The 25,352-nt window shown below is 55.4% G+C and carries 21 protein-coding genes and 3 tRNA genes; 20 read left to right on the top strand and 4 right to left on the bottom strand.

Annotated features, from left to right (window positions below; all coding sequences use genetic code 11):
- Positions 1-171 precede the first annotated feature (171 nt).
- Together NOM06_RS16520 and NOM06_RS16515 are read left to right on the top strand one after the other, a co-directional pair.
- Positions 172-1,113, top strand: a complete 942-nt coding sequence (locus tag NOM06_RS16520; protein WP_255912398.1) for a hypothetical protein — start codon at positions 172-174, stop codon at positions 1,111-1,113.
- A 145-nt stretch (positions 1,114-1,258) separates the two neighbouring features.
- Complete coding sequence (locus NOM06_RS16515; protein WP_005347039.1) at positions 1,259-2,449, top strand: amino acid aminotransferase; 1,191 nt, start codon at positions 1,259-1,261, stop codon at positions 2,447-2,449.
- Positions 2,450-2,555: 106 nt separating this feature from the next.
- On the opposite strand, the gene NOM06_RS16510 is transcribed toward NOM06_RS16515, so the two are convergent.
- Complete coding sequence (locus tag NOM06_RS16510; RefSeq protein ID WP_107682359.1) at positions 2,556-3,059, bottom strand: DUF2062 domain-containing protein; 504 nt, start codon at positions 3,057-3,059, stop codon at positions 2,556-2,558.
- On the bottom strand, positions 3,053-3,571 hold the full coding sequence (locus NOM06_RS16505) for a DUF2062 domain-containing protein (protein WP_005347037.1): 519 nt from the start codon (positions 3,569-3,571) through the stop codon (positions 3,053-3,055). Before NOM06_RS16505 ends, NOM06_RS16510 begins: the two co-directional genes overlap by 7 nt.
- A 27-nt stretch (positions 3,572-3,598) precedes the next feature.
- On the opposite strand from NOM06_RS16505, the gene NOM06_RS16500 reads away from it, so the two are divergent.
- From NOM06_RS16500 to NOM06_RS16415, 18 genes are all read left to right on the top strand, one after another.
- A complete protein-coding gene (locus tag NOM06_RS16500; protein ID WP_255912396.1) occupies positions 3,599-5,800 on the top strand; it encodes a DNA internalization-related competence protein ComEC/Rec2 in 2,202 nt (733 codons plus the stop codon).
- Positions 5,801-5,904: 104 nt separating this feature from the next.
- Positions 5,905-7,668 carry a lipid A ABC transporter ATP-binding protein/permease MsbA gene (gene msbA, locus NOM06_RS16495; RefSeq protein WP_255912394.1) on the top strand — a complete coding sequence of 588 codons (1,764 nt, stop codon included), beginning with the start codon at positions 5,905-5,907 and terminating at the stop codon, positions 7,666-7,668.
- Entirely contained in the window at positions 7,668-8,669 is a 1,002-nt protein-coding gene (gene lpxK / locus NOM06_RS16490) for a tetraacyldisaccharide 4'-kinase (RefSeq protein WP_255912392.1), read from the top strand. Before msbA ends, lpxK begins: the two co-directional genes overlap by 1 nt.
- 121 nt (positions 8,670-8,790) lie before the next feature.
- Positions 8,791-8,979: a Trm112 family protein gene (locus tag NOM06_RS16485; RefSeq protein ID WP_005347033.1), complete on the top strand. Its 189-nt coding sequence runs from the start codon at positions 8,791-8,793 to the stop codon at positions 8,977-8,979.
- Positions 8,976-9,725, top strand: a complete 750-nt coding sequence (gene kdsB, locus NOM06_RS16480) for a 3-deoxy-manno-octulosonate cytidylyltransferase (RefSeq protein WP_201906360.1) — start codon at positions 8,976-8,978, stop codon at positions 9,723-9,725. Before NOM06_RS16485 ends, kdsB begins: the two co-directional genes overlap by 4 nt.
- Before the next feature lie 212 nt (positions 9,726-9,937).
- Entirely contained in the window at positions 9,938-10,582 is a 645-nt protein-coding gene (gene uvrY / locus NOM06_RS16475; protein WP_005337448.1) for a UvrY/SirA/GacA family response regulator transcription factor, read from the top strand.
- Between the two features lie 127 nt (positions 10,583-10,709).
- Positions 10,710-12,563, top strand: coding sequence for an excinuclease ABC subunit UvrC (gene uvrC, locus NOM06_RS16470; protein ID WP_255912391.1), 1,854 nt, complete (start codon positions 10,710-10,712; stop codon positions 12,561-12,563).
- 199 nt (positions 12,564-12,762) lie between these two features.
- A complete protein-coding gene (gene pgsA, locus NOM06_RS16465) occupies positions 12,763-13,317 on the top strand; it encodes a CDP-diacylglycerol--glycerol-3-phosphate 3-phosphatidyltransferase (RefSeq protein ID WP_031227442.1) in 555 nt (184 codons plus the stop codon).
- A gap of 181 nt (positions 13,318-13,498) precedes the next feature.
- Positions 13,499-13,574 (top strand) — tRNA-Gly (locus tag NOM06_RS16460).
- A gap of 35 nt (positions 13,575-13,609) precedes the next feature.
- A tRNA-Cys gene (locus tag NOM06_RS16455) sits at positions 13,610-13,683 on the top strand.
- A gap of 41 nt (positions 13,684-13,724) precedes the next feature.
- A tRNA-Leu gene (locus NOM06_RS16450) sits at positions 13,725-13,811 on the top strand.
- Between the two features lie 349 nt (positions 13,812-14,160).
- Positions 14,161-15,366 carry a site-specific integrase gene (locus NOM06_RS16445; protein WP_255912390.1) on the top strand — a complete coding sequence of 402 codons (1,206 nt, stop codon included), beginning with the start codon at positions 14,161-14,163 and terminating at the stop codon, positions 15,364-15,366.
- Between the two features lie 147 nt (positions 15,367-15,513).
- Positions 15,514-15,870 carry a hypothetical protein gene (locus NOM06_RS16440; RefSeq protein ID WP_255912389.1) on the top strand — a complete coding sequence of 119 codons (357 nt, stop codon included), beginning with the start codon at positions 15,514-15,516 and terminating at the stop codon, positions 15,868-15,870.
- Positions 15,863-16,165 carry a YkvA family protein gene (locus NOM06_RS16435; RefSeq protein WP_025201450.1) on the top strand — a complete coding sequence of 101 codons (303 nt, stop codon included), beginning with the start codon at positions 15,863-15,865 and terminating at the stop codon, positions 16,163-16,165. Before NOM06_RS16440 ends, NOM06_RS16435 begins: the two co-directional genes overlap by 8 nt.
- A 122-nt stretch (positions 16,166-16,287) precedes the next feature.
- A complete protein-coding gene (locus tag NOM06_RS16430) occupies positions 16,288-16,893 on the top strand; it encodes a hypothetical protein (RefSeq protein WP_255912388.1) in 606 nt (201 codons plus the stop codon).
- A 62-nt stretch (positions 16,894-16,955) separates the two neighbouring features.
- Entirely contained in the window at positions 16,956-17,375 is a 420-nt protein-coding gene (locus NOM06_RS16425; protein WP_255912387.1) for a DUF2787 family protein, read from the top strand.
- Positions 17,376-17,962: 587 nt separating this feature from the next.
- A complete protein-coding gene (locus NOM06_RS16420) occupies positions 17,963-20,290 on the top strand; it encodes a P-loop ATPase, Sll1717 family (protein WP_255912386.1) in 2,328 nt (775 codons plus the stop codon).
- Positions 20,291-20,365: 75 nt separating this feature from the next.
- Positions 20,366-21,412 carry a DUF3800 domain-containing protein gene (locus NOM06_RS16415; RefSeq protein ID WP_255912385.1) on the top strand — a complete coding sequence of 349 codons (1,047 nt, stop codon included), beginning with the start codon at positions 20,366-20,368 and terminating at the stop codon, positions 21,410-21,412.
- A gap of 388 nt (positions 21,413-21,800) precedes the next feature.
- Here the strand turns inward: NOM06_RS16415 and NOM06_RS16410 are convergent, their stop codons facing one another.
- The gene (locus NOM06_RS16410; protein WP_255912384.1) at positions 21,801-24,689 is read right to left on the bottom strand and encodes a hypothetical protein; all 2,889 of its coding nucleotides are present in this window, start codon (positions 24,687-24,689) and stop codon (positions 21,801-21,803) included.
- Positions 24,690-24,750: 61 nt separating this feature from the next.
- Positions 24,751-25,206: a hypothetical protein gene (locus NOM06_RS16405; protein ID WP_255912383.1), complete on the bottom strand. Its 456-nt coding sequence runs from the start codon at positions 25,204-25,206 to the stop codon at positions 24,751-24,753.
- Positions 25,207-25,352: the final 146 nt, after the last annotated feature.

Raw genomic sequence — 25,352 nt, 5'->3', positions numbered from 1 at the left:
GTATCGAGTGTTATCCAAGGAAGAGCCCACCCCACGGTGGGCTCTTCTGTCTGGGGAACATTGCAGGGAGCGAGGTCACGTAATTGGCGCGGGAGGCTTGGCGTCATCGGCCTGTAACGGTACCTTTTCAGGCTGTTTATCCGATTGAGCACTGACAGGGATGGATTGTAATTGATCGACTTTAGTCACCCCGAATGGCGGGCACTGGCGCAGCAGTTGCTGAGCCACTCACCTGTGGTGATCCGTGGCCGCCAGTGGCAACCGCTGGTGGGCCTGCTCAAGGATAACCAGCTGCTGCTCGCCCACGGCAGCCACAGCTATGAGCTCACCCCGGCCGGGCGGCGCTATCTCACCCGCGAGCTGATGCTGGCCGAGATCGCCACCGCTCCCCCCGAGCCAGAGGAGTGGTTGCATGCTCAGGGCTGGCAATTGGGGGAGCAGGTCAACGAGCGGGTGCTGGCGGCGCTCTATCGCAAGAGCGAGGTGAACTTCACCCCCAACGAGCAGATCGATTTCGAGGACAAGGGGATCCGGCTCTGTGCCGATCAGCTGTTGCGCTTGCGCGCCGCCCAGCCGTTCAGCCTCTTTTTCAGCGGCGGCACCCTGATCGATGCTGCCCCCTGGTTGCAGGCGCTGGGGGAGGTGGCCCTACCCGAGCGCACCCTGGCGGGTCTTGGCAAGATCCTGTGGGGGGAGGGGAGTATCGAGCGGGTGATCACCACAGACAGCGTCGGCGCCTTTGCCGAGATGCCCCTTGATATTGGCATCTTGCTGGTGTGGGCCCCCCCATCGGCTCCTCTCGCCTTGCAGCAGGTAGTGGCCGCCTTGCCCCCCAATGTGCTGTGGAGTCATCTCACCTCCCTCGATCCAGCAGGGGTGGATCGGCTGCAGGCGCTGGCCCAGCGCTTGGGCCGTCCGGCCAGCTGGTGGCTGCCCCGTGATCTGGCCCCCATCCTCAGCGCGTATGCCCAACCTTTGACTGAGGCTAGGCCGTGGGAACCGAGCCGGATCCCCAAGTCATTGTTAGCAGTTTGTAGCGGTTTGGTTGAGTCCAATGGTGGCTTGTCGGCCGAGGTGTGTGCGCTGGCGCCAGCGTGGCATGCCGTTGGTTGAAATTGGCCTGAAAGCGAGCCAAAAAGCGGTTTTCCCCCATTGAACGCGGTGATATAAAGAGTTGACGAAGCGCTCGCCAGATGAGCGCTTTTGTTTATCAAGCCGCTTTGCCACCCAACGAACTCAACGGAATACAGGGAATACCATGTTTGAAAAGGTTGTTGCCGCCCCAGCGGATCCGATCCTGGGCCTGACCGAAGCCTTCCGCGCTGACTCTCGCAGCCACAAGATCAATCTGGGCGTAGGGATCTACAAGGACGAGTCCGGTGCCACCCCCATTCTTCACTGCGTCAAGAAAGCCGAGCAGAAGCTGCTGACCGACGAGAAGACCAAGAACTACCTCGGTATTGAAGGCAATATCGAATATGGCCGCATCGTACAGCAACTGCTGTTCGGGCAGCACTCTGCGCTGGTTGCCAGTGGCCGCGCCAAGACCGCGCAAGCGCCGGGCGGTACCGGGGCCCTGCGTATCGCGGCCGAATTCGTGGTGCGCAACGGTCTGGCCAAGACCATCTGGATCTCCGATCCCACCTGGGCCAACCACGTCAGCGTGTTCCAGGCCGCGGGCCTGACCGTCAAGTGGTACAAGTACTACGACGCCGCCACCAAGGGGCTCGACTTTGCTGCCATGCAGGCCTCGCTGGCCGAAGTGCAGCCGGGTGAGCTGGTGCTGCTGCACGGCTGCTGCCACAACCCGACCGGTATCGACCCCACTAGCGATCAGTGGCGCGCGCTGGCCAAGCAGAGTGCTGCCGCCGGCTGGTTGCCGCTGTTTGACTTCGCCTATCAGGGTTTTGCCCGTGGTATCGAAGAGGATGCCGAAGGCCTGCGCATCTTCGCCGAGTGCCATGACGAGCTGCTGGTGGCGAGCTCTTTCTCCAAGAACTTCGGCCTCTACAACGAGCGGGTCGGCGCCTTCACGCTGGTGAGCGCGACCAAAGAGATCGCCGATGTGGCCTTCACCCAGGTCAAGACCGTCATTCGTGCCAACTACTCCAACCCGCCGTCACACGGCGCCGCTGTGGTCACCGCCGTGGTGAGCGATCCGGCTCTCTATGCCGAGTGGGTCGAAGAAGTGGCTGCCATGCGGGTGCGTATTCGCGAGATGCGCGAGCTGCTGGTCGAGAAGCTGGCTGCCCTCGGCGTGAGCCAGGATTTCAGCTTTATCCGCGAGCAGAACGGCATGTTCTCCTTCTCCGGCCTCTCCAAGGATCAGGTTGAGCGCCTCAAGAGCGAATTTGCCATCTACATCGTCGGCTCCGGCCGGATCAGCGTGGCCGGAATTACCCGCGCCAATATCGATCCCCTGTGCGAGGCGATCGCCAAGGTGCTGTAATCGCATCACCTTGCGCTCTGGCACTATGCCATGAAAAAGCCCGTCACCTTGGTGACGGGCTTTTTTGATCGCCAACGGTTGATCGTCAAACGATAGGAAGGGGGACTCACTGTTGGCGGGCACCTTGCCACAGCTTGCGTAGTTGTAACAGCAGCGCGGTCAGGACGCCGCCGCTCAGGGCGGTGAGTACCGCCAGCAGCAGGCTGCCGAGCAGGAAGGGGGGCACCAGGGTGGCCGCCTCCTGCTCCAGCCAGTGGAGGGTCCAGCTGAGGTGGAAAGGCTCCGGCGTCTTGTGCAGCACCAGACAGCCGGTGCGATAGGCGTAGAGATACATGAATGGTAGGGTCAGCGGATTGTTGAACCAGACCGCCAGCAGTGCCAGCGGCAGGTTGAGGCTGAATGCCAGCGCCAGACCGACTGCGATAAGCGAGTGCATCGGGATGGGGAACCAGCAGGCGAAGATCCCGGCCGCCACCGCGCCACTCAGGGCGCGGGTGCCCCCTTGCCAGAGGGCTGGGGCAAGCAGTCGCTCACCAAACAGGGCAAACCACTTCTGCTGGCGCAGGGTATCGGGATCGAGCTTGAAGCGGGCAAACCAGCGACTCAGCATGGGCGGGCCATCTTGCGTTTTTGCCACTGGCGCACCGTGCTGATCCGCCAGAAGGTGCGGATCAGGGTGTAACCGATAAGGGAGCTGAGCAGGGCCAGGATCAGCGAGCCCAGCAACAGCGGTGGTGCCACTGTGCCGAGTACCGAGACCAGCCACTCCCAGGTGAATTCAATCTCTATCTGCTGCGCGGAATGTCCCATGAGCTGGCAACCCACCAGATAGGCGCCATAGAGCAGGGGCGGCATGGTAAAGGGGTTGGAGAGCCAGACCAGCGCCACCGAGAGCGGCAGATTGACCCGGCACAGGATAGCGCCACCGGCGGCCAGCAGCATCTGGCAGGGGAGCGGCACCCAGGCCATGAAGAGGCCCACCGCAAATGCCCCGGCAGCCGAGCGGCGGTTGAGGTGCCAGAGGTTGGCATCGAGCAGCAGTTTGCCGAACAGTCGCAGGTGCTTGTGTTCTTTCAGGGTTTGCTGATCGGGCATCCAGCGTTTAATGAGTCGTTTGGGCATATTGAAACCTTGCTAAATACTTGCTCCATGGATCTGCGTCTGTTGTCGTTTGCCCTGGGGGCAAGCTCCTCACTGCTCTGGCCATGGTTACCTTCACTCGCATGGGGGGGCCTGTTGCTGTCCCTGCTGATCCCCCTTGCATATTGCCGTGCCTGGCGGTGGCTGTTTCTCCTGCTCGGCATCCTCTGGATGCAGGCCAATCTTGCCTATCGGCTGGCCTGGCTGGAGCGGTTGGGCGATCAGACGAGCCACATGATAACCGCACAGCTGCAAAGTGCAGAGCCCGAGGGGGATAAATTTGTCCGGCTGCTGCTGCGGGTGAGCACCCTCGACGAGCAACCGGTGACACCTGAGCCCCTGATCCGGGTCAATGCCTATCAGGCATTACCCGCCATGACGGTAGGCAGCCGGATCACCCTGGTGACCTCGTTGAAACCGGCTCACGGTCTTGCCAACGAGGCGGGGCTGGATGGGCGGCGTCTGCTGCTGGGCAAGGGGATCACCGCCACTGGCAATCTGCGTCGGGTGATAGATATTCAACAGGCACCTGCGGGTTGGCGTGAACGCTGGTTGGGGGCCGCGACCGAGAGTTGGCGTCCGCTTGACCATGCCCCCTTGCTGGCGGCGCTCACTTTTGGCGAGCAGAGCGGCATCACGGATGCCCAGTGGGAGCTGTTTCGCGGCAGCGGCCTGACCCATATCATCGCCATCTCAGGGCAACACATCGCGCTGGTGGCGGTGCTTGGGTGGTGGCTGGGCAGGCTGTTTGGTCTGCGCGGCGCCATCATCACCTCCCTGCTGTTTGCCGCCGTCTACAGTGCGTTGGCCGGATTTGCGGTGGCCACCGAACGGGCTCTTATCATGGTGCTGGTGTGGAGTGTATTGCGCTGGAGCCGGCGAGAGTGGCCGGCCTGGCGCATCTGGCTGTGGGCCTTTGTGGTATTGACCCTCTGGGATCCCTTCGCCCTCTATTCGGCCGGCTTCTGGCTCTCGTTTCTGGCGGTGGCCATCTTGCTGCTGGTGGGATATCTCCACGACAAGCCGGGGCTCTGGCAGATCCAGCTCTGGCTGCTACTCGGTCTGCTGCCGCTGCAACTGGCGTTGTTCGAGGGGATAGCGCCCCTTGCCATGGTGATCAACCTGTTGGCGGTGCCGCTCTTTTGTATCGCCATCATCCCGCTGGCCCTGATCGGTGTGCTGCTGGCGCCGCTTTCCACCTCGCTTGCCTACGGCCTGTTCTGGCTGGCGGATTTGGGGCTCGGGTGGGTGTTGACGATCCTGAACTGGCTTTCCGAGCAACTGCAACTGTGGTGGCCACTGCCCGGCTGGTGGCTGCCGCTTTGCACCCTGCTGTTGCTGCTCTGGTTCGCCGCGCAGTGGCGCCCGGCACGTTGGCTGTTGCTACCGGGTCTGTGTGCGCTGTTGTTGGCGCTCTGGCCAACGCCAGTCCGCTGGCAACTACGGGTGCTGGATGTGGGGCAGGGGTTGGCGGTGCTGATCAGCAAGGGGGAGCGTGCCATCCTCTATGACACAGGTGATCGCTATCCCGGAGGCTACAACATGGCGGACGCGGTGATCCTGCCCCAGCTAAGCCATCTGGGGATCCGGGTCATCGATCGCCTCATCATCAGCCACAAGGATCGGGACCATGCCGGCAATCGCAAGCGACTGCTCAGCGCCATGCCGGTGCGTCACGAGTTCTCCTCTTACCCCTTCAGTGAGGGAACCACCCTGTGCCAGCGTGGGCAACAGTGGCGCTGGCAGGGGCTCTCGTTTGTGGTGCTCTGGCCCGAATACCCAGGCGGTGGGCGTAACAACGATGGCTGCGTGGTACGCATCAGCGATGGCGAGCGCAGCATATTGCTGAGCGCCGATATCGAACGGCAGGCCGAACAACGACTGGTGGCGCTGGAGGGGGAGGGGTTGGCCAGCACCTTGCTGGTGAGCCCCCATCATGGCAGTCGCACCTCCTCCACACCCTCGTTTGTCGCGGCGGTGGCGGCAAAGGAGGTGATCCACAGCGCCGGTTTTATGAATCAGTGGGGCTTTCCCCGTCCCGATGTAGTAGCCCGCTATCGGGATGCCCGCCAGTGGATCACCGGTCAGCAAGGGGCGATGCTGGTCGAACCCACCGCAGAGGGCTTGAGCGTCACCGCCGAGCGAGATCTGGGGCCTTGGTACCGGCGCAGTGGCGAGTGGTGGCGACCGCGAGTGTGGTTTGAGCAATAATCGGCCATTTCTGCCGTGTAGGAATGCGATATAGGTGGCGGCGCTTGGTGTAAGCCTGCGCTTTGGCTAGAATAGCCCGTCATTTCCATTACTAACGGCTATTCATGCAACAAGAAACCTCACAAGAGAGCTGGCCAGTATTCAAACGCCTGCTCGGTTATGTCCGTGATCGCAAGCTGGGCCTGGTCGGTGGCATCATCGGGATGCTGGGCTACGCCGCCGTGGATACCACCTTTGTCTACTCCATCAAGCCGCTGATCGATCAGGGCATCAATGGCAACGACAGCACCGTTTTGAAATGGATGCCCTTCTTCGTCCTCGGCATCGTGGCCCTGCGCGGTGTCGCCAACTTTCTCTCCAACTACTGCATGGCCTGGGTCGGCAACCACGTCGTGATGCGTCTGCAACAGCAGGTGTTCAATCACATGGTGGCGATGCCGATGAGCTTCTTCGACCGTCAGAACACCGGTCATCTGCTCTCCAAGGTGACCTATGACGCCAGTCAGGTCTCCTCGGCGGCGAGCACCACGCTGGTGACCCTGGTGCGGGAAGGGGCGACCGTGGTCGGTCTGCTCGGCCTGATGTTCTGGCACTCCTGGCAGCTGTCGGTGATTTTCCTGGTGGTTGGCCCGCTGGTAGGGGTCATCATCGGACTTATCAGCCGCCGTTTCCGCCAGATCAGCCGTCACATCCAGCAGGCGGTAGGGGATATCACCACCTCCACCGAGCAGATGCTCAAAGGGCACAAAGAGGTGCTGATGTTTGGTGGCCAGAAGGTGGAAGAGAAACGCTTCTTCCAGGTCAGCAACAACATGCGCCAGCAGACCATGAAGATGGTCGCCGCCGATGCCATCGGCAGCCCTGTGGTGCAGATGGTGGCCTCCATCGCGCTGGCGGCCTTCCTCTATGTCGCGACCATTGACAGCGTCAAATCAACCCTGACTGCCGGTACCTTTACCGTCATGATCACCTCCATGATGATGTTGCTCAAGCCGCTGAAAAGCCTGACCGACGTCAACAACCAGTTCCAGCGGGCCATCACCGCCTGCCACAGCCTGTTTGGCCTGCTCGACACCGAGCCGGAGCGGGATACCGGCACCCGCACTCTGGAGCGTGCCCGCGGCGAGATCGAGTTTCGCAACGTCACCTTCACCTACCCGACCAAGGACACCCCGGCGCTACACAACGTCAGCTTCAAGGTGGAGGCGGGTAAATCGGTGGCGCTGGTGGGCCGTTCCGGCTCTGGCAAGAGTACCATAGCCAGCCTGTTGACCCGCTTCTACGACATCGATCAGGGCGAGATCCTGCTGGACGGCATCAACATCCGCGAATACAAGTTGAGCGAACTGCGCAAGCAGTACGCGCTGGTCTCCCAGCATGTCCACCTGTTCAACGACTCGGTGGCCAACAACATCGCCTACGCGGCAGAAGACAAATACAGCCGCGACCAGATCGTGCAGGCCGCCCGTATCGCTCATGCCGACGAGTTCGTCAGCAAGATGAGCAACGGGTATGACACTGTGGTTGGCGAGAACGGTGCATCCCTCTCCGGTGGTCAGCGCCAGCGTGTTGCCATTGCGCGGGCTTTGCTGCGCGATGCGCCGGTTCTGCTGCTGGATGAGGCCACCTCGGCCCTCGATACCGAGTCCGAGCGCCACATTCAGGCGGCCATCGACGAGCTTTGCAAGGCCCGTACCTCGCTGGTGATTGCTCACCGCCTATCTACCATCGAGAAGGCGGACGAGATCCTGGTGATCGACGAAGGCCATATCGTCGAGCGCGGTAACCACGAAGCATTGATGGAGCAGCGCGGCACCTATGCCCAGCTGCGCGCCATTCAGTTTGGCAACGCGGGAAGCAAGGCCTGATGCTGGAACGGCTCTGGTATCGCAAAAGTGGCTGGCGCTGGTTGCTGGCCCCCTTTGCCCTGCTGTTCGCCATCATCAGCGGCACCCGCCGCTACGCCTATCGTCATGGCTGGCGAAAGGGGTATCGCTCCTCCTTGCCGGTCATTGTGGTGGGCAATATTTCGGTGGGGGGCAACGGCAAGACGCCGGTGGTGGTCTGGCTGGTGGAGCAGTTGCAAGCCCGCGGCTATCGCCCCGGGGTGGTGAGCCGTGGTTATGGTGGCAAGGCGCCCCATTACCCCTATCGTCTGGATGAGACCAGCACCACGGCGCAGGCGGGGGATGAGCCGGTGCTGATTGCCCGGCGCTGCCGCTGCCCCGTGGTGGTTGCCCCGAAACGAGCCGACGCGGTACGACTGCTGGAGCAGAGCGGTGAAGTGGATATCATCATCACCGACGACGGTCTGCAGCACTACGGGCTGGCCCGCGACATTGAGCTGGTGGTGGTGGACGGAGCGCGCCGTTTCGGCAACGCCTGCCTGCTGCCCATGGGGCCGCTGCGCGAGCCGATCACTCGTCTCAAACGGGTGGACGCCATCATCTGCAACGGCGGCGAGCCGGGCAAGGGGGAGTACCCCATGCAACTGGTCGCCGACACCCCGCGCCGGGTGCGCGACGATGCCCCGCTGGCAGCCCCCTTGTCGGGGCCAGTCGATGCGCTGGCGGGGATCGGTCATCCGCCCCGCTTCTTTGCCACCCTTGAAGGGCTCGGCTACCAGCTGGATCAGCAGGCCGCCTACGGCGATCATCACCCCTTCGATCGGGATGAGCTGGTGGGCCGCTTTGCCAGCAAGCCGCTGCTGATGACCGAGAAGGATGCGGTCAAGTGTCGTCCGTTTGCCCTCGAAAACTGGTGGTATCTGCCGGTCAGTGCCGAGTTGCCCGCCTCCCTGCTCGATTCCCTGCTGCACAAGCTGAACACGAGTGGAAAGGCGCAAGGCGTAACCAAGGCACAAGATTAATCTCTCTCGCCTCGGCGGGGGAGCAGGGGGGAAATATGCCCCGCATGGAATAGCTGGTTGCTCGACATCCATCGCTGGCGTGATGAAGCCGCCAGCGCGACATCGTTGAAGGAGTATCGTTTTGGCTTTGGACATCAAGTTGCTCGACATCATCGCCTGCCCGGTCTGCAAGGGTAAGCTGCATTACAACAAAGCAGTTCATGAGTTGGTCTGCCGCTTTGACAAGCTGGCCTATCCGCTGGAAGAGGGGATCCCGGTACTACTGGAGAACCGTGCCCGTCCGCTCAACAGCGATGAGCTGCCGTCATGAGTTTCGTCGTCGTCATTCCTGCCCGCTATGCGTCAACTCGTCTGCCGGGCAAGCCGCTGGCGGATATCCATGGCAAGCCCATGGTGCAGCACGTGGTGGAGAAAGCCCTGCAATCGGGTGCCGATCGGGTGATCGTTGCCACCGATGACGAGCGGGTACAGCAGGCACTGCTGAGCACCGGCGTCGAGGTGTGCATGACCTCACCGGATCACCAGTCCGGCACCGAGCGTCTGGCCGAGGTGTGCCGTCACTACGGCTTTGCCGCCGATACCATCATCGTCAATGTGCAGGGGGATGAGCCGCTCATTCCGCCCGCCATCATTCGTCAGGTGGCGGACAATCTGGCCGCTGCCACGGCGCCGATGGCGACCTTGTCGGTGCCGATCAAGGATGCCGAAGAGGCGTTCAATCCGAACGCAGTGAAAGTGGTGACTGACAAGGATGGCTACGCCCTCTACTTCAGTCGCGCCAGCATTCCCTGGGATCGGGATCGCTTTGCCAAGAGCCATGAGCAGATTGGTGACCACTACCAGCGTCATATCGGTATCTACGCCTATCGCGCCGGCTTTATCCAGCGTTACGTAGACTGGGCACCGAGCGTGCTGGAGCAGGTCGAGGCACTGGAGCAACTGCGGGTGCTCTGGTACGGGGAGAAGATCCACGTCGCCCAGGCCCTTGAAGCGCCGCCGGTCGGGGTGGATACCCAGGCCGATCTTGAGAAGGTGCGGGCCTTTTTGGCCAAGTGATGGCCACAGCACTAACGTCATGAAAAACGGTGTCGCAAGGCACCGTTTTTTGTTTTGAAAATTTATATAATTATTTGATTTTAAACGTTAAACATGGGTTTTCTCAAACTTTTGGCGTGCATGGTTTGCCAAAGCGACGAGTTTGGTTATGATGCAAGACGCCCTGTTAACCCTAACCGGGCGGCTAAAACGAGATAAAACGGGGTGTTTGGGTGATAAATGTATTCCTGGTCGATGATCATGAGCTGGTGCGTACAGGGATAAGACGCATTCTTGAAGATGTGCGCGGGATCAAGGTGGTGGGCGAAGCACAGAGCGGCGAGACAGCAGTCACTTTCTGTCGCCAACACCATCCGGACGTGATCCTGATGGACATGAACATGCCGGGTATTGGTGGTCTGGAAGCGACCCGCAAAATTCTGCGGATCCGCCCCGATGTGCGCATCATAGTGCTGACCATTCATTCAGAAAATCCGTTCCCCACCAAGGTGATGCAGGCCGGCGCCGCCGGTTACCTGACCAAGGGTGCTGCCCCTGACGAGATGATCCAGGCGATCAGGTTGGTGCACTCCGGTCAGCGCTACATCTCCCCGGAGATTGCCCAGCAGATGGCCCTCAGCCAGTTTGCCTCCGCTGACGAGAATCCCTTCAAGTCCCTTTCCGAGCGCGAGCTGCAGATCATGATGATGATCACCAAGGGGCAGAAGGTGACCGATATCTCCGAGCAGCTCAACCTGAGCCCGAAGACGGTCAACAGCTACCGCTATCGTCTGTTCAGCAAGCTGGGGATCAACGGTGACGTGGAACTGACCCATCTGGCCATTCGCTATGGCATGCTGGATGCCGATACCCTCTAATCGGGTGGCGTGTGGTCACAAAGGCGGCGCGTGCCGCCTTTTTGCTTTTCTGCCCTTTTGCTTTTCAGGCGGCGGGGGCAGTATGCTCTGCCCGTCAATTTTTGCCTTTGTGTGAGCCGAGTAGCTGATGACCCTCTCTCCCGAACATCTCTTCGACAGCAAGGCGTTTCTGAGCGCCGTCACCCATCAAAGTGGCGTCTACCGCATGTATGACAGCGGTGGCACCGTGATCTATGTGGGCAAGGCCAAGGATCTGAAAAAGCGGCTCGCTTCCTACTTTCGCACCAACGTCGACAGCATCAAGACCCGCACCCTGGTGCGACAGATCGCCGATATCCAGGTCACCGTTACCCACACCGAGACCGAGGCGCTGATCCTCGAGCACAACCTCATCAAGCAGTACCAGCCCCGCTACAACGTGCTGCTGCGGGACGACAAATCCTACCCCTGGATCATCATCACCGCGCACCAGCATCCACGCATCGGCGTGCATCGCGGCGCCCGCAAGATCAAAGGAGAGTACTTCGGCCCGTACCCCTCTGGCGGCGCGGTGCGTGAGAGTTTGCATCTGATGCAGAAGATTTTTCCGGTACGCCAGTGCGAGGATGCGGTCTATGCCAACCGCACCCGTCCCTGTCTGCTCTATCAGCTCAAGCGTTGCGCTGGCCCTTGCGTACCCGGGTTGGTGAGCGAGGCCGAATATGCCCAGCAGGTGGAGCTGGCCAAGCTGTTTCTGGCGGGCAAGAACCAGCAGGTGATTGGCGAGCTGGTGGGCAAGATGGAGTCCGCCAGCGGCGATCTGCGCTTTGAAGAGGCGGCCCGCTATCGGGATCAGATCCTGGCGCTGCGCCGGGTCACCGAGCAGCAGTCGGTGAGCGGCAACGTGCTGGACGAGCTGGATGTGGTGGGGGTCGCCTTCCAGCAAGGCGCTGCTTGCATCCACGTGCTCTTTATCCGTCAGGGCAAGGTGCTGGGCTCGCGCAGCTACTTCCCGAAAGTGCCGGCCGATACCCAGCTCGACGAGGTGGTGCAATCCTTCCTGCTGCAGTTCTATCTCTCGGGGCAAGGGGGGCGGCAGATCCCGAGTGAGGTGCTGCTCGATGTGGCGCTGGAGGATGAGAGCGTCATCGCCGAGACCCTGAGCCAGACCGCAGGCTACAAGGTGCGGGTGGTGAGCCGTACCCGCGCCGAACGGGCCCGCTTTATCAAGCTCGCCTCCATCAACGCCGAGACGGCGCTGCGCTCGAGGCTGGCTCACAAGAGCACCATCACCGCCCGCTACGACCAGCTGGAAGAGCTGCTGGAGCTGGAGCGTCCCATCGCCCGCATGGAGTGTTTCGATATCTCCCACACCATGGGGGAGCGCACCGTGGCCTCTTGCGTGGTGTTCAACCGGGAGGGGCCGCTCTCATCGGAATATCGTCGTTTTAATATCGACGGTATCACTGGCGGTGATGACTACGCGGCGATGGAGCAGGCGCTGGAGCGCCGCTTTGGCAAGCAGCAGGAGCCGGACAAGGTGCCGGACGTGCTGTTTATCGACGGCGGCCTCGGCCAGTTGCGCCGCGCCGAAGAGATCCTGGCCCGTCAGCTGGAGTTTCTCGGCGGCAAATATCCGCTGCTGGTGGGGATTGCCAAGGGGGTCACCCGCAAGGCAGGGTTGGAAACACTCATCATGGGGGAGAGCCACGAAGAGCTGCATTTGCCGGCAGATATGCCCGCTTTGCACCTTATTCAGCATATTCGCGATGAATCTCACCGTTTTGCCATTACCGGCCACCGGGCCAGACGGGCCAAGGCCCGCACCAGCAGCAGTCTGGAGGATATTCCGGGGGTGGGGCCAAAGCGGCGGCAGGCGCTGCTCAAATATCTGGGCGGCCTGCAGGAGGTCAAAAAGGCGAGCGTGGATGAACTGGCCAAGGTTCCCGGCATCAGTCAGGAGCTGGCCCAGACCATCCACGATGGCTTGCACAGCGCCTGAGCAGGGTTAGCGGCATGGCAAAATCGCTAACTCCTTGATGCACAAGAGCCGTGACGCGGGGGGGCCGTAAATGCCATAATGGCCTTCGCATTTTGAGAAGATTGATGGATTAAAAAGACCAAGACGGGCGCCAGTGCGGTTGCATCGCAAATCGGCTTTGGCGCACTATGTAGCGACGTACAAGAAGTGGCTGAAAATAATGACAAACATACCTAACCTGTTGACGTTTTTCCGGATTTTGCTCATTCCCGTCTTCGTCATCCTGTTCTATCTGCCTTATCAATGGTCCTATCTGGCTGCCGCCATCATCTTTATTCTGGCCGCTGCCACTGACTGGTTTGATGGCTATCTGGCTCGCAAGCTCAATCAGTCCACCGCCTTTGGCGCCTTCCTTGACCCGGTTGCCGACAAGATCATGGTCGCCGCCGCACTGGTGGTTATCGTCGAACACTACAACACCATCTGGGTGACCATCCCCGCCATGACCATGATTGGCCGCGAGATCATCATCTCCGCCCTGCGTGAGTGGATGGCCGAGCTCGGCAAACGCTCCTCGGTGGCGGTCAGCTGGATTGGCAAGTGGAAGACCATGATCCAGATGGTGTCGCTCACCGGTCTGATTTGGCAATACAACGTCTGGATGGTGTGGCTCGCCTATGTGATGCTCTATGTCGCCACCGTGCTCACCTTCTGGTCGATGTTCCAGTACATGAAGGCCGCCTGGGGCGATTTGACCCACCACGCCAACCTGTGAGTCACCTGCGCCGCAAGGTGAGGTTTCCGCTGATTTGAGGCAGGAAACGGCCAAAGGCGCTAAAACTGTTCAAAAAGGGCAAAAAATGCCCGAACGATCAGGTAATTAAATATTTCTGGTTGACTGGGCGAGGAACATCGCTAGAATGCGTCCTCGTAGTCAGGCAGTCAGCCAGACCAATGCGGGAATAGCTCAGTTGGTAGAGCACGACCTTGCCAAGGTCGGGGTCGCGAGTTCGAGTCTCGTTTCCCGCTCCAAATTCAGACAATAGAGAGCCAACTCTCTTTTGCATGGCGCGTTAGCAAAGCGGTTATGCAGCGGATTGCAAATCCGTTTAGTCCGGTTCGACTCCGGAACGTGCCTCCATATTGACAAGCCCGCCACGCGAGCTTGATACCGATTGCGGTGCCCGAGTGGTGAAATCGGTAGACACAAGGGATTTAAAATCCCTCGACGTTCGCGTCGTGCCGGTTCGATTCCGGCCTCGGGCACCATTAAGATTAAAGAAAAAGCCTTTCAGATTAAACAGATACGACGCCTCATGGCGTCGTTTTTGTTTCTGCTTCCCAGCGTTTTCCCTCTCTCGCTTTTCCTTTCTTGTCCATTTCTTGTCTAAGCGACTTACTACTTCCTGCTACTCGTTGCGAACAACCTGCTCAGTCTTCCAACATAGCCAAGGACGTTTGGTAGGCCACTGCTCCGGACCTTTCCGGGGTCTGTCTCTGGTGCTGACACAAGTGCCGCTCACAGTTACCCCTTCCTCTTCACCCCTCCCAAACCCGCATTGAATCCTCTTTGAAACAGATATTAATCCCATGATCCAACCCATCATCGGAGGTATCTATGCAGACCAAATTTCGCTTTACCAATGCAGCCATCAAGGCTTTGCCCGCACAACAACGAGAGGCTGGCGCTACTGAACTGGAGTTCTCCGATACAGAGGTCATCGGCTTAAAGCTCTTGTCAGGAAAAGGCCAGGGCAGTAAGCGTTTCCTACTGCGCTATACCCTCCAGGGCAAGAAGCGCAGCATCGCCCTAGGACGATTCGGCGATATCGACGTGAGCCAAGCCAGGGCCATTGCCCGCAAGTACAAGGCGATGTTGGCAGAAGGCATCGACCCGGTAGCAGAGCGGGATAGCTACAAAACTGAGCCCACCCTTTCGGAGTTCTTCTGGCAGACCTTTTTGCCGCACCTCAAGACCATCGGCAAACGGTCGATCAGCAGCGATATTCAGCGGTTTAAACACAACATCGAACCACGCTTTGGGGCCATGCGTTACCGACAGCTCAAGGCGATGGATGTCCTGCAGTTGCAATCGGAGATGGTTCACCCTAATAACCCTCAGCAGACGGCCTACGCGCCGAGTACCGCCAACAGGGTATTGGCCCAGTTAAAGACCATGGGCAGCTATGCGGTGCGCTGGGGCATTCTGGAGACTAATGAGGCGGCCAAGATCAAGCTGTTGAAGGAGGACAATGCCAGGACGCGTTTCCTATCGATTGAAGAGATGAAACGGGTCATTGAGGCGGCGTTGCAGGACCGTAATCAAGCCGCAGGCAGCTTCATCGCGATGCTCTATCTGACGGGGGCAAGAAAGTCAGAGGTGCTACTCGCTAAATGGGAACATGTGAACTGGGAGGATAAGACGCTGTTCGTACCCCTAACCAAGAATGGCAAGAGCCGGATCATTTACCTGAGTGCGCTGGCTATCGATATTCTGGAGAAGCTCCCCAGAATAGCCGGTAATCCCTATGTGTTCGCGAGCCAGCATATTCGCTGTCAGGGCAAGCCCATCGGTGAACCCAGATGTGCCTATGAACGGGTGTTGCAGAAAGCGGGTATCGAAGACCGCGATGAGGTCTGCTTCCATACGGCTCGCCACTCTGTCGCCAGTGCCTTGGTCTCTTCCGGGCAATACAGCCTGTATGACGTCAAGGCACAACTGGCCCACGCCAGCATTCAATCCTCCCAGCGGTATGCAAAGCTGACCTCTGAGCGCAGTCGCAATATCAGCGAAGGTCTCTCGTCTATGATCCAGGCGGAGTGACCGAAAAGGTATTGTTTATAAACAGATATTAATAACCAGACAGCGCTGTCACATCGGCTGTTGGTCCACATGTCACAGTTCCCAGGCCCTTAAGTTCATCTGAGCTTAAGGGCCTTTTTGTTGGAGAGAAACACGATGAAAACTTGTATGGAATGGCCGGAGGAGACATTGCTCGCGGCCTACCCGGCACTCCATGTCTCGGTCATGGAGCAAATTATTGAGCCCTTTTCATCAGTAGAGGAGGCGAGGGCATTCTGGGACACGACCGGTTGTAGTCTGGTCATTATCGAGATGACGGACTCGGTGAATGAGTTCCAGGCCACGCCACAGCATACCCAGAATCAGGTGATGTTCGGTTTGCGTTACCCGGAGCAAGAATTCGCCATATCCGAAGATTGGCGTCTGCTGCTGGCCATCCTCAACGATGAGGGGGCGGGGATTTACCTACTGATCCACTCAGATGCACCGCTGAACACCACCCTGGAGGCGATGCACCATGAGTAATCCCAGCCATAGCGACATCATGCGCAAGCTAAAAGAGATCAAGGGGATTAAGGAGCTGCTGGAAAAGGCTGTGCTCTTGTATGTCCTGCTCACGGATGGCGATCTGCCGGTTTGGTGCTATGCACTCATCATCGGTGCGCTGGCTTATCTGGTAAACCCGTTCGACGTGGTACCAGATCCCATTCCATTTGCCGGTTATCTGGATGATTTATCGGTCATCACCTCGGCATTAGCCGCACTGCCGGTTAAGTCACACCACCGTCAATCCGCCAAGGACCGAATGAGATCACTGTGACAGTGATGGAGTCGGTCCTGTCACGCTATCGCGTTTTCTATGACCCTTTATCTATGATCCATCTAGCGATGATCTGGAGATCGCAATCTCCGGTTATCTAACGACGTTGTAAGGAAACTATCATGACAAGACCCCGTAAAAACCGCGTTGAAGAGACCCCTAAACCTGCCAGCGCCACGCCAGCCGACGAGAGCCCTCTCACATCCGGAGCAAGCGGCTGCGCCGACCCCCTCTCGCCAGCCCTTGCGGCTGACGCCGACAAGGCCAGGCCAGGACCCGGCGACACCGCAGAGTCTGCACCCGGCGGCCCTGCACCCATACACACCCTGCTCAACCATACCGCCGAGAAACTTAGTGCCCGATCAGAAGGGCTGATTTTCTATGCCATTGGTCGTCATGACGAGAGTGGCGAGCTGTTCCTGAAAATTACAGGCAATCAGGGTGGGGGTCTGCATAGCAAGGAGTGGATTGCGCTGTCGGCGATTGACGATGTGTTGCGCTCCTTGCCCGCAGACAAGCCCTTTAAATCCAGCATTATGAAGCGACTGTTTAATGGGGGCAGCGCCAATAACGCCGGATTCTTATCAGCCATTCTGCGCTCGGACGGGCTGAAGTTGATCCAGAAGGCTGACGGCAATCCGATGCTGCACGAACTGGTGCCTGATTACCTTGAGCGCTGGGGTTCGCTAACCAATGAGCTCTCTACCGTAACTTCTACCATCGAATAACCCCTGCATAGCACTCACCTGTCCAAGGGTGAGCCCCCCTAAACAATCAATCTGAGGTGATTATGACGATCCCATTTGCGGGCGATTTTGCCCTGCCTGTCAGTCAGGCATTGATGAGTATTCTGGATCAGGAACTGGTTAGATCTGGAATGGTGCTGAAGGGAAAATCCAGTCTGGTCTTCAACTTCCGAGACCCGGATTACGGCCCGGTTCGTGGTGGGTTCCATCCGGTAGAAATACGGCTGCTAAAGCGTAAAGACCAGTGGCAGTTCGATTACGTGACGGACTTTAGCTATCAGGGGCCGGAGGATATGGCGGAGTTGGTCAAAGAGATCGACTTCAACTTTTTGAGCAAAGAATACTACCTGCTCCGTTACGGCCAGATGGGACCAGCGTCGGCCAGGGAGCTCTATACGATGTGGGAGTCGAACTTCGTCAGTTACTACCAGATGGGCGTGTTTACCGTCTCAGTGGCTGCGTAACCGTCGCACCGGACAGGAGAGGAACAGGAACCAGCGGCGGTTCGGCACTGGTAGTGGTGCTGCCGAGTTTGCCTTTCCATGCAGGGCAAGGAGCCATGGACTAACCCAACTCGAAACCGGTCAGCGGCTCAGTAGGTTAGTCCATCCTTCGTCTGTTTCAGATGTCCCTCTCAGCCACCATCCCCCCCAAAACAAGTATCCCCCGGCCCGTGGCTGGGAGGCTTGTTTTTTTGTCATCGGCGAGGAGGGAGAAAGACAGATTATGTGTGTATACCCAATGGGGTTATTCCACCTTGCGTTATTTTAATTAAATATCAATAGGTTATGGTGTTTTTCTATTCCGCGGCAGGGATGGTTTGCGCAGTTAGACCCTGAACATCTTTGCCCCCTGAACATCGGTAATCAAGAAAGTTTGAGCAACTACTCATAGTGTGATATTCGCAAATGTTCATCAACTCAATGAGGTGATAAGGTAGGACTCTTACGCATCATGAGTTAGTGTTTTCCACAATCGGAAGTCTGAGCAATTAGGCTTGGGCTAATTGTAAGCCAACAATAAGAAAATACAGATCAGAGGAAGATACAGAATGGGTGACATTGTTGGGTTTTATGCTTATGCATCTACACCGGCTCAGATAGGGCAATGTATAGAGCAGGCAGTTGAAGACTACAATCGTTCTCAGTCGAAGATAGAGGTCAAGACTTGGAAACAACTGGACATTGTTGGTCATTTCATATCTACAGAGGTTTTGAGAGGTATTGATGAGGCTGACTTTCTTATTGCTGATATTACAACTCTAAATTTTAATGTAACTTACGAGATAGGCTATGCAATAGGCAGTGCGAAAAGAGTGCTGCTGACGAAAAATAAAAGCATTGAAGCTATGGGAGTAACAATAGAAGAAGTCGGAATATTTGATACACTTGGTTTTTGTGAATATCAAAACTCATATGAGTTAAAGCGATTTATACTTGAGGCTTCAAAAAAAGCACCTCTGGAAATACAAGAAAAGCATAATCGCAAAGCACCAATTTATTTGCTAGAAACACCCTTTAAAACAGATTGGTCTGGGCGCATAGTTTCCAGAATTAAGAAGTCAGGCTACATTTTTAGAAACTTTGATCCTAATGAGCAACCAAGACTTTCAGCATACGATGCAATAAACCAAGTCGGATCGTCATACGGTGTCATCGTTCCGTTACTATCAAAGATATCTGCTGGTAGTGATAGTCACAATATGAGAGCAGCATTCATAGCTGGTTTAGCAGAGGGTATGCAGAAAGCAATTTGCATTTTACAAAACGGTGATGATCCAGTCCCACTTGATTATCGTGACTTTGTAAATGTCACTTATCATCCGGACGAAATAAATGATTTTATAGCAGAGTTTGCTAGTAATGTGGCACGGGCTTTCCAAGTACAAACAGAAGAACATATTCAGCCAGAACGTTCTTTCTTGAAAAAGTTGAACTTAGGCTCATCATCTGCTGAAAATGAAATGCGAGACTTAAACTCGTATTACTTAGAAACAGATCAATACTTAAAAGCGTTAAGAGGTGAAGCCCACTTAGTGATAGGTAGGAAAGGCTCAGGGAAATCTGCAATATTTCTACAGATTAGAGATATAGAAAGAGAAAGAAATCGAAGTTTAAATATTGTCTTGGATTTAAAACCTGACGGATATAAGTTGATAAAGTTTAAAGAAAGGATATTGTCTTTCTTAGAGGAGGGGACGTATCTACACACAATTACAGCTTTTTGGGAGTATGTTTTACTTCTGGAAATTTGTTATAAGGTTTTAGAAAAAGACAAAAAAAGACATATTCATGATCACACCTTGTATGATGGATATAGACGTTTATCTCAAATTTACAATGTTGAGGAATATGATTCTGATGGTGATTTTTCAGAGCGAATGTCGGGGCTTATGGAAAAAATTTACTCAGAATATGAGTCTTTACATTCGGGTGAAACAAAAGTAAGTCTATCTGCCTCACAGGTTACTGAGCTTCTTTATAAACATGACGTGAAATCATTAAGACAAGAGTTGCTGTCTTATATGGAGAACAAGGGTACGTTATGGTTATTGTTTGATAACATAGATAATGGCTGGCCCACATCTGGTTTAGAGCATAATGATCTTTTAATGATACGTGCCCTGATTGATGCGACTAGAAAAATTGAGAGGGTCTTTGGTAAAAAAGATCTTGATGTAAAAACTGCAGTATTCCTTAGGAATGACGTCTATGAATTGTTGGTTAAGGAAACGGCGGACAGGGGAAAAGAAGCTAGTGTCCTTCTAGACTGGACTGATCCTGATCTATTAAGGGAGATGGTTAGATTGCGCATAGTCTCAAATGGGTTAGATAATAACACTAAGTTTTCTGATGCTTGGTTAAAAGTTATTGTTAGTCACTATAAAGGTGAGGAAACATCGCAGTATTTGATTGAAAGATCTCTGATGAGACCTCGTTTTTTACTTAATTTGATTAATCATTGCAAAAGCTTCGCTATTAATTTGAATCATGATCTCATTTGTGAGTCAGATATTGATAAAGGTCTATCTGCATATTCTTCAGACCTGCTCAGGGATATAGGCTATGAGCTAAGGGACGTAGCGGCAGATACAGAGAACATTCTTTATTCATTCATTGGGTGTAAGTCAGAACTCAGCGAAGACGAGGTCATAATAATGATCTCAAGCAGTGAGGATAATGATGGGAAGGCAAGAAGAATTTTTAGTTTGTTGCTTTGGTATGGATTTTTAGGAATCAAGATTAATGATGATGAACCTAAGTTCATATACGATTTCTCTTATAATAAAGAGCTTATGGATGGCGTAAAAAACAGGTCCAAGTCGTGTACAATATGCATTAATCAAGCATTTTGGCCTGCGTTGATGATCAATTCATAAAATATTTTCATGGGAAATAGTGGACAGAACACTTTCGGACGAGTTCTGATAGCCCAAGAAAATGGAGGTTTTCCAATGGAGTGTTTTCGGATCGATGAAAGCGGATATACTGGTTTTGATTTGTTAAATGCTGAACAGCCCTTTCAGGGCGCTGCTGCAATTGCGATCAGCGATGAGCATGCTAGGTCTCTCATAAATACACACTTCCCGGGGCTACAGGCGCCAGAACTCAAATACAGGTCGCTTGCACGAAGACCTAAGAACCACCCCCGACTGCTCGCTTTGCTCAGTGACGTCCTGAAAAACTACAAGTGTGTAACATACGTCTGTGACAAGCGTTTCCTGCTGCTGCTGATGTTCGTGGACTACGCAGTCGAGCCGTTCTACTACGAGCGGGGAATAAATTTCTATGCGGACGGACAAAATTATTCGCTGGCATCGCTTCTGTATTACGTAGGCCCTACACTGTTGGGTAAGAATGCCTTTGACATGCTGCTGGCAGCCTTTCAGCGAGCAATGAAAGAAAAGACCCCAGAGGCATTGTCCGATCTCGTCATCGCAGCACGCAACACAAACTGGCGTGAACTACCAGAAGCCCTTGGACCATTGGCGTTCCATGCGGCACCCTCTTGCCTGTCAGCGATAGCAACACCAGGAGTCGGTACCGATGCTGCTTTCATCGTGTTGCAGTCGCTAATTAGCCGGATGGAAGTCATGTCTGAAGGGCCGTATCGGGTTGAACACGACCAGTCAAAAAACCTGCTTACTTATCATGATCTGCTCGAACGGTACATTAACCATGATGACGAGGTCGAGTTCCGGCAGACAGAAATCACCAGTATCAAGTTCCCGCTTAAACTTGTGTCAGTTAGTCAGGTTGATTCAAAGATCAGTCCAGCTGTTCAGCTGGCTGATGTGATGATCGGTGCGGCCATTGAAATGACGAATAGCTTAAAGAGGAAGCAGCCCAGAGGGTTGGACCCAGAGATGGTATTAGCGCTATACGCGAATGAACAGCTCATACATTTGCTCCCGTCGATAGACTTCGAGGCACAACGTCGATTTCGGAAAGGGACACAGGCTGCAGAGGTAATCGACTACTTTTCGCAGTTTAGTGATTGAAGAAGGTTGCAGCCTCACAACGCGCAGCAACCGACGCGAAACAACCGTGCGACCGAGCTCAGTGTCGGGATTATTGTATGGACGGTTGGCTTTGCCGTTGTGTTGTTAGCTATGACGTCACACATCACTTTCGAATGGCGTGGAAAGTAGTATAGCTGCTCCACTAGAAGCGATTCTAAACACCCATCCAGCCGTTTTCCCCTGCGTTGTTGCCATTCATGCCCATGGGTCACACTGACAGGCTATTGGGCGTCTAAAACGGCTCTGGGGGTGAGTATTCAGGAGCACATGCCATCATCACAGAGCCTGTAAAAAAAGAGAAGGGGAAGCAACATAATGGTTGCTTCCCCAATCGCCTTATTACACTAACCAGATATTGCTATATCAATCAGTCGGTTATCACGTCATGACTCGGCGCATCCTGCGTGATTTGCGCTATCCCGGTCTTGGGGTTATTCAACCGGCTTTGGAGCTGTGGCATGTCCTCGGGCTTGAACAGCGCCCCCAGCTCTATCCCTGGGCACTCTTGCAGGATCACCCGTACCAGGCGGACGGTGCGCGTCGTCACCGGTACACACTGCCCGACCAGCTTGGCGCGTTTGGCTAACTTACAGTCATCCACGCTGGTTGGGCAGCCATTGACCGTCAGCCATTCGGCCAACTCATCGTACCCCATCGTTTTCGTCATACCGAAAGCGGACTGGGCATAAGCACGCAGGAAAACCCGCTTGAGGATGCCAAGCGACCCCTCATCCGTCATACGCATTGGCAATCCTTTTATCGACGCCTTGCAGGAGAAGTAATCCTCCCAGCTCTCCCAGTCATCGAGGGTCTTCAGACAGTTCGTCCGCCGCCAGTTGTCGAATACCACACGTTGCTCCATAGCGGCAGCTACCGTCGGCCAGGGGCGTGTATCAAAGCAAATATGCTCGGTGCCCAGCACGTGCTGCATTGATGGCAGCATGGGTTGCCGCTTGAAGTCGAACTCAAGATTCAGGGTCTTTGACCTGCTCACGGAGACGAGATCGCGTTCATTGATCCACATTTCAGCCGTAGATATTAAATGGTCATTCTCGACTTTTTGACCGGGGGTACGATTCAGATAAAGGTCAAGCATGTACGCCTGATGCTGGTCCTTAGAGCAGGGGGGCTTAACCCCAGCCTTGGCCAGGATCTGGGGCTGACCCTCAACGCCTTCGGCTGTGAGCTGACCACGAGTCTTCATCGCGATGACCTGTTTAACCTGGTGTTTTTGCTCCAGCATCCGAAAGCCAGGGCCATCCAGTCGTTCGCCCAGTTCCTGAAAGCGGCGGCATATCGGGCCAGTCAGCACAAGTTCGTCATAGGTTGCATCGGTGAGGAAGCCATCCGTGGTGACACTCACCACTGTCCTGTGGGTGGGGATAGAGGCGAGGATTTCTCCTAGTACAGCGCGGATCAGACCGGTTGTATGCGCGGCAAAAAATGCGTTGGTGATGGCTGAGCGCTCAATGGGCTTGCTCAATCCACTGGATGTATCGAAGGCTGACTTGCCCCTCAGACCTTGAGCCAGCTTGCCATAGAGAGAGTTACCGATTTCTTTCCAAAGTAGCTCTTCGAAGGATTTCTTCACATACGATTGGCGTTTTTCCCGAACCTGCGAGACAAAGGGCTCAAACAGGCGCTGCGTCGTATCTGCCCAAGGAATGATGACACCCTGATGTATCTCAATCTGGCAACCCATACGGAGTGCGACCTCGATCTCTGGTGCGGTACAGAAAGATTCACCAGTGAGGGGAAACAACAGGCCAATTCCAGTACGCACTGGTAGACTGGGATAACGTGTCCCGTATGGAAATCTAAATTTAACGCGAGCAAGACCAAAGACATGGCCACAGAAGTCGGCTGTGTTCGTGGTCATTCGCCCTCGCTCATAATCAAGGGGAAAAAGGTCAACGAGCCCTGTGGTATAGGCTCCGCTGAGGTCAAAATCGTTGAAGAGCGATAGTGGGGTCGCGCCACCCCAAAAGCATTCATTTCGTCCACCGTGGTAGCAATCGATGGCAAGACTCTCGAATAGCTTTGCAGCAGGGGTCATTTCCCGAATCGTCTTGGTCACAGGTCTGGATGCATTCTTGTTCCATCCAGTTTGCACCACCTCATGAGTTCCAAATAGCTGATCCCGGTCTTGGCCCGTTTCGCGCAGATGTTTCAGGAACACCGATGTGGCGCAGCCTCCAATCGTCTTTGGCAGAGATGAAAGCCCCAGTGTCTTAGCGAATGCATGGAGTTGTAAGCCATATTTGACTGCAATTTCGGCATCGCGCAGGGCATAAGCTTCAAAGGCTGCCTTGTTGCTGGCAAGTAGTTCATCCATGCGATCAATAGAGTGACCCGCAGGGAGAGACAATTTGGGTAAGCCAATGAGTTCACCAACGGCTGCAAGGCCCGCACCACCAGGGGTGTGTAACATAGTATCGACAAAGGTGATCAAAGTTCTTTGTGCTTTACGCTGCTTGTCTCGCAAAATCAGCGGGGCCGGTTTTGCTTGACGGTGCAAGACGTTCTCAAGATCGATGCCATAGGCATTGTTTACTGACGCCACTGTTCGGCGAATGCCATTAACCTGAGTTTTGAACTGCCAGAAGTCGCCAAACGAGGCAAGGTCTGCCCGCAGGAAATGGGCATACACAAAGACATGTTTCGGCCACTCCGTGAGTAACCCTTTTTCCTTACATACCACTACGATGTGGCCGAGGAATTTATCGAAACTCAGGCGATCAGATATCCGATTGGATGCGGGGTAAATGATGTCTGAATGTTCTCCTTTCTCTGTCATAGCAAAGAACTGGTAGGAGAGAATGTCGTTACGCTTTGTCGCGGGATTGTAAACGTACTCGCTGTCTATGCCGATATGGAGCCTAGCCCCTTTGGCCGGGGTTACTGTCTCTCCCGGTTTGAGATAATGCTGAGTGCGTAACCGCAGTGCCTTGTTGGTAGAATTCTCCTGCACGGGTAGCAGGTAATCAGGTATGTCGGGGTCTCCCGCAATCACATCAGAACTCAGGCCATCTATCATCCAGTCAGGAAGGCGTGAGGGAGCATTCATGTACTGGCAGGGGTCGAGTGCGCTTTCAATCGCGAGCGCCAATGCACTCTGGTGTTGCTCGTCGTTGAGCATGCCGTAGTCATCGGGAAGGGGGCTGTTATTAAGCTCCGGCAGCAGGTCGGTATCTGCGTAGGAAAAGTTCACCGCCGTGTCTCCAGCATTATGTGTAGGTTGTTCTTGTCTTTTCATGCGTGTTGGCTCGTAAAAAAAAAGGGCCTCCTTGGAGACCCTTTATTGAAAAGGAATACGGTTAGGCGCTTAGCTGGCGTTCGATAGCCTCCATGTCCGCATCAAGTTCTTCTTTAGAGTCGCATGCAACCCACAGGGGCTTGGTGTCTGGCAACAGAAGGGAAATACTGATCCAGACATTGGCGTCTTTTACGATCGGGGTGCAACCGGCAATCAGGTCTGTTGCGACCAGTAACTTCTTGGTTCGGATGAACTTGCGCTTCTTTTGCTTGAGCACGAGACTAGAGACCTCTTTGAAGCGCTCCTCGATTTCTTGACGGTCACTGCTCCTGTACATAATGGCCGGGTATGAGTTGCTGTCGGACCATGCCATCAGCGCATGTGGCTGGTCGGGATCATTGAGCTGCATGTGTGCAACGCGACTGATCGTGCCGAGGTTCGTCAAACCATCGTTCACTTTGATGAATGCACCTACGATTTGATAGGCAGCGGTGTGTTGAGTGTTATTTGTGCTCATGAGAGCCTCCTGTAGTTAGGGTTGTTAATTGTGGTTTTGCAGTTGTTTACGTTCCCACTTCTCCACTTCACTAAGAGCCGCTAACAAAACCGAGTTGATTCGAATGATGCCAACCCCAACATAGGCAGCATGACACGAAAAATCAT

It is taken from the genome of Aeromonas sp. JL9, assembly GCF_024436075.1.
Lineage (GTDB): Bacteria > Pseudomonadota > Gammaproteobacteria > Enterobacterales > Aeromonadaceae > Aeromonas > Aeromonas veronii.
Note: the sequence above shows the minus strand (reverse complement) of the source record. Positions and strands in the feature narration are given on the sequence as shown.

What these genes read in the sequence shown, in the direction of transcription:
- kdsB (WP_201906360.1), top strand. Translation starts at nt 8,976, where the DNA reads ATGAGTTTCGTCGTCGTCATTCCTGCCCGCTATGCGTCAACTCGTCTG.
- NOM06_RS16430 (WP_255912388.1), top strand. Translation starts at nt 16,288, where the DNA reads ATGACAAGACCCCGTAAAAACCGCGTTGAAGAGACCCCTAAACCTGCC.
- NOM06_RS16435 (WP_025201450.1), top strand. Translation starts at nt 15,863, where the DNA reads ATGAGTAATCCCAGCCATAGCGACATCATGCGCAAGCTAAAAGAGATC.
- lpxK (WP_255912392.1), top strand. Translation starts at nt 7,668, where the DNA reads ATGCTGGAACGGCTCTGGTATCGCAAAAGTGGCTGGCGCTGGTTGCTG.
- NOM06_RS16415 (WP_255912385.1), top strand. Translation starts at nt 20,366, where the DNA reads ATGGAGTGTTTTCGGATCGATGAAAGCGGATATACTGGTTTTGATTTG.
- msbA (WP_255912394.1), top strand. Translation starts at nt 5,905, where the DNA reads ATGCAACAAGAAACCTCACAAGAGAGCTGGCCAGTATTCAAACGCCTG.
- NOM06_RS16445 (WP_255912390.1), top strand. Translation starts at nt 14,161, where the DNA reads ATGCAGACCAAATTTCGCTTTACCAATGCAGCCATCAAGGCTTTGCCC.
- NOM06_RS16500 (WP_255912396.1), top strand. Translation starts at nt 3,599, where the DNA reads ATGGATCTGCGTCTGTTGTCGTTTGCCCTGGGGGCAAGCTCCTCACTG.
- NOM06_RS16440 (WP_255912389.1), top strand. Translation starts at nt 15,514, where the DNA reads ATGGAATGGCCGGAGGAGACATTGCTCGCGGCCTACCCGGCACTCCAT.
- NOM06_RS16410 (WP_255912384.1), bottom strand. Translation starts at nt 24,689, where the DNA reads ATGAAAAGACAAGAACAACCTACACATAATGCTGGAGACACGGCGGTG.
- NOM06_RS16420 (WP_255912386.1), top strand. Translation starts at nt 17,963, where the DNA reads ATGGGTGACATTGTTGGGTTTTATGCTTATGCATCTACACCGGCTCAG.
- NOM06_RS16515 (WP_005347039.1), top strand. Translation starts at nt 1,259, where the DNA reads ATGTTTGAAAAGGTTGTTGCCGCCCCAGCGGATCCGATCCTGGGCCTG.
- uvrC (WP_255912391.1), top strand. Translation starts at nt 10,710, where the DNA reads ATGACCCTCTCTCCCGAACATCTCTTCGACAGCAAGGCGTTTCTGAGC.
- NOM06_RS16405 (WP_255912383.1), bottom strand. Translation starts at nt 25,206, where the DNA reads ATGAGCACAAATAACACTCAACACACCGCTGCCTATCAAATCGTAGGT.
- NOM06_RS16510 (WP_107682359.1), bottom strand. Translation starts at nt 3,059, where the DNA reads ATGCTGAGTCGCTGGTTTGCCCGCTTCAAGCTCGATCCCGATACCCTG.
- pgsA (WP_031227442.1), top strand. Translation starts at nt 12,763, where the DNA reads ATGACAAACATACCTAACCTGTTGACGTTTTTCCGGATTTTGCTCATT.
- NOM06_RS16425 (WP_255912387.1), top strand. Translation starts at nt 16,956, where the DNA reads ATGACGATCCCATTTGCGGGCGATTTTGCCCTGCCTGTCAGTCAGGCA.
- NOM06_RS16505 (WP_005347037.1), bottom strand. Translation starts at nt 3,571, where the DNA reads ATGCCCAAACGACTCATTAAACGCTGGATGCCCGATCAGCAAACCCTG.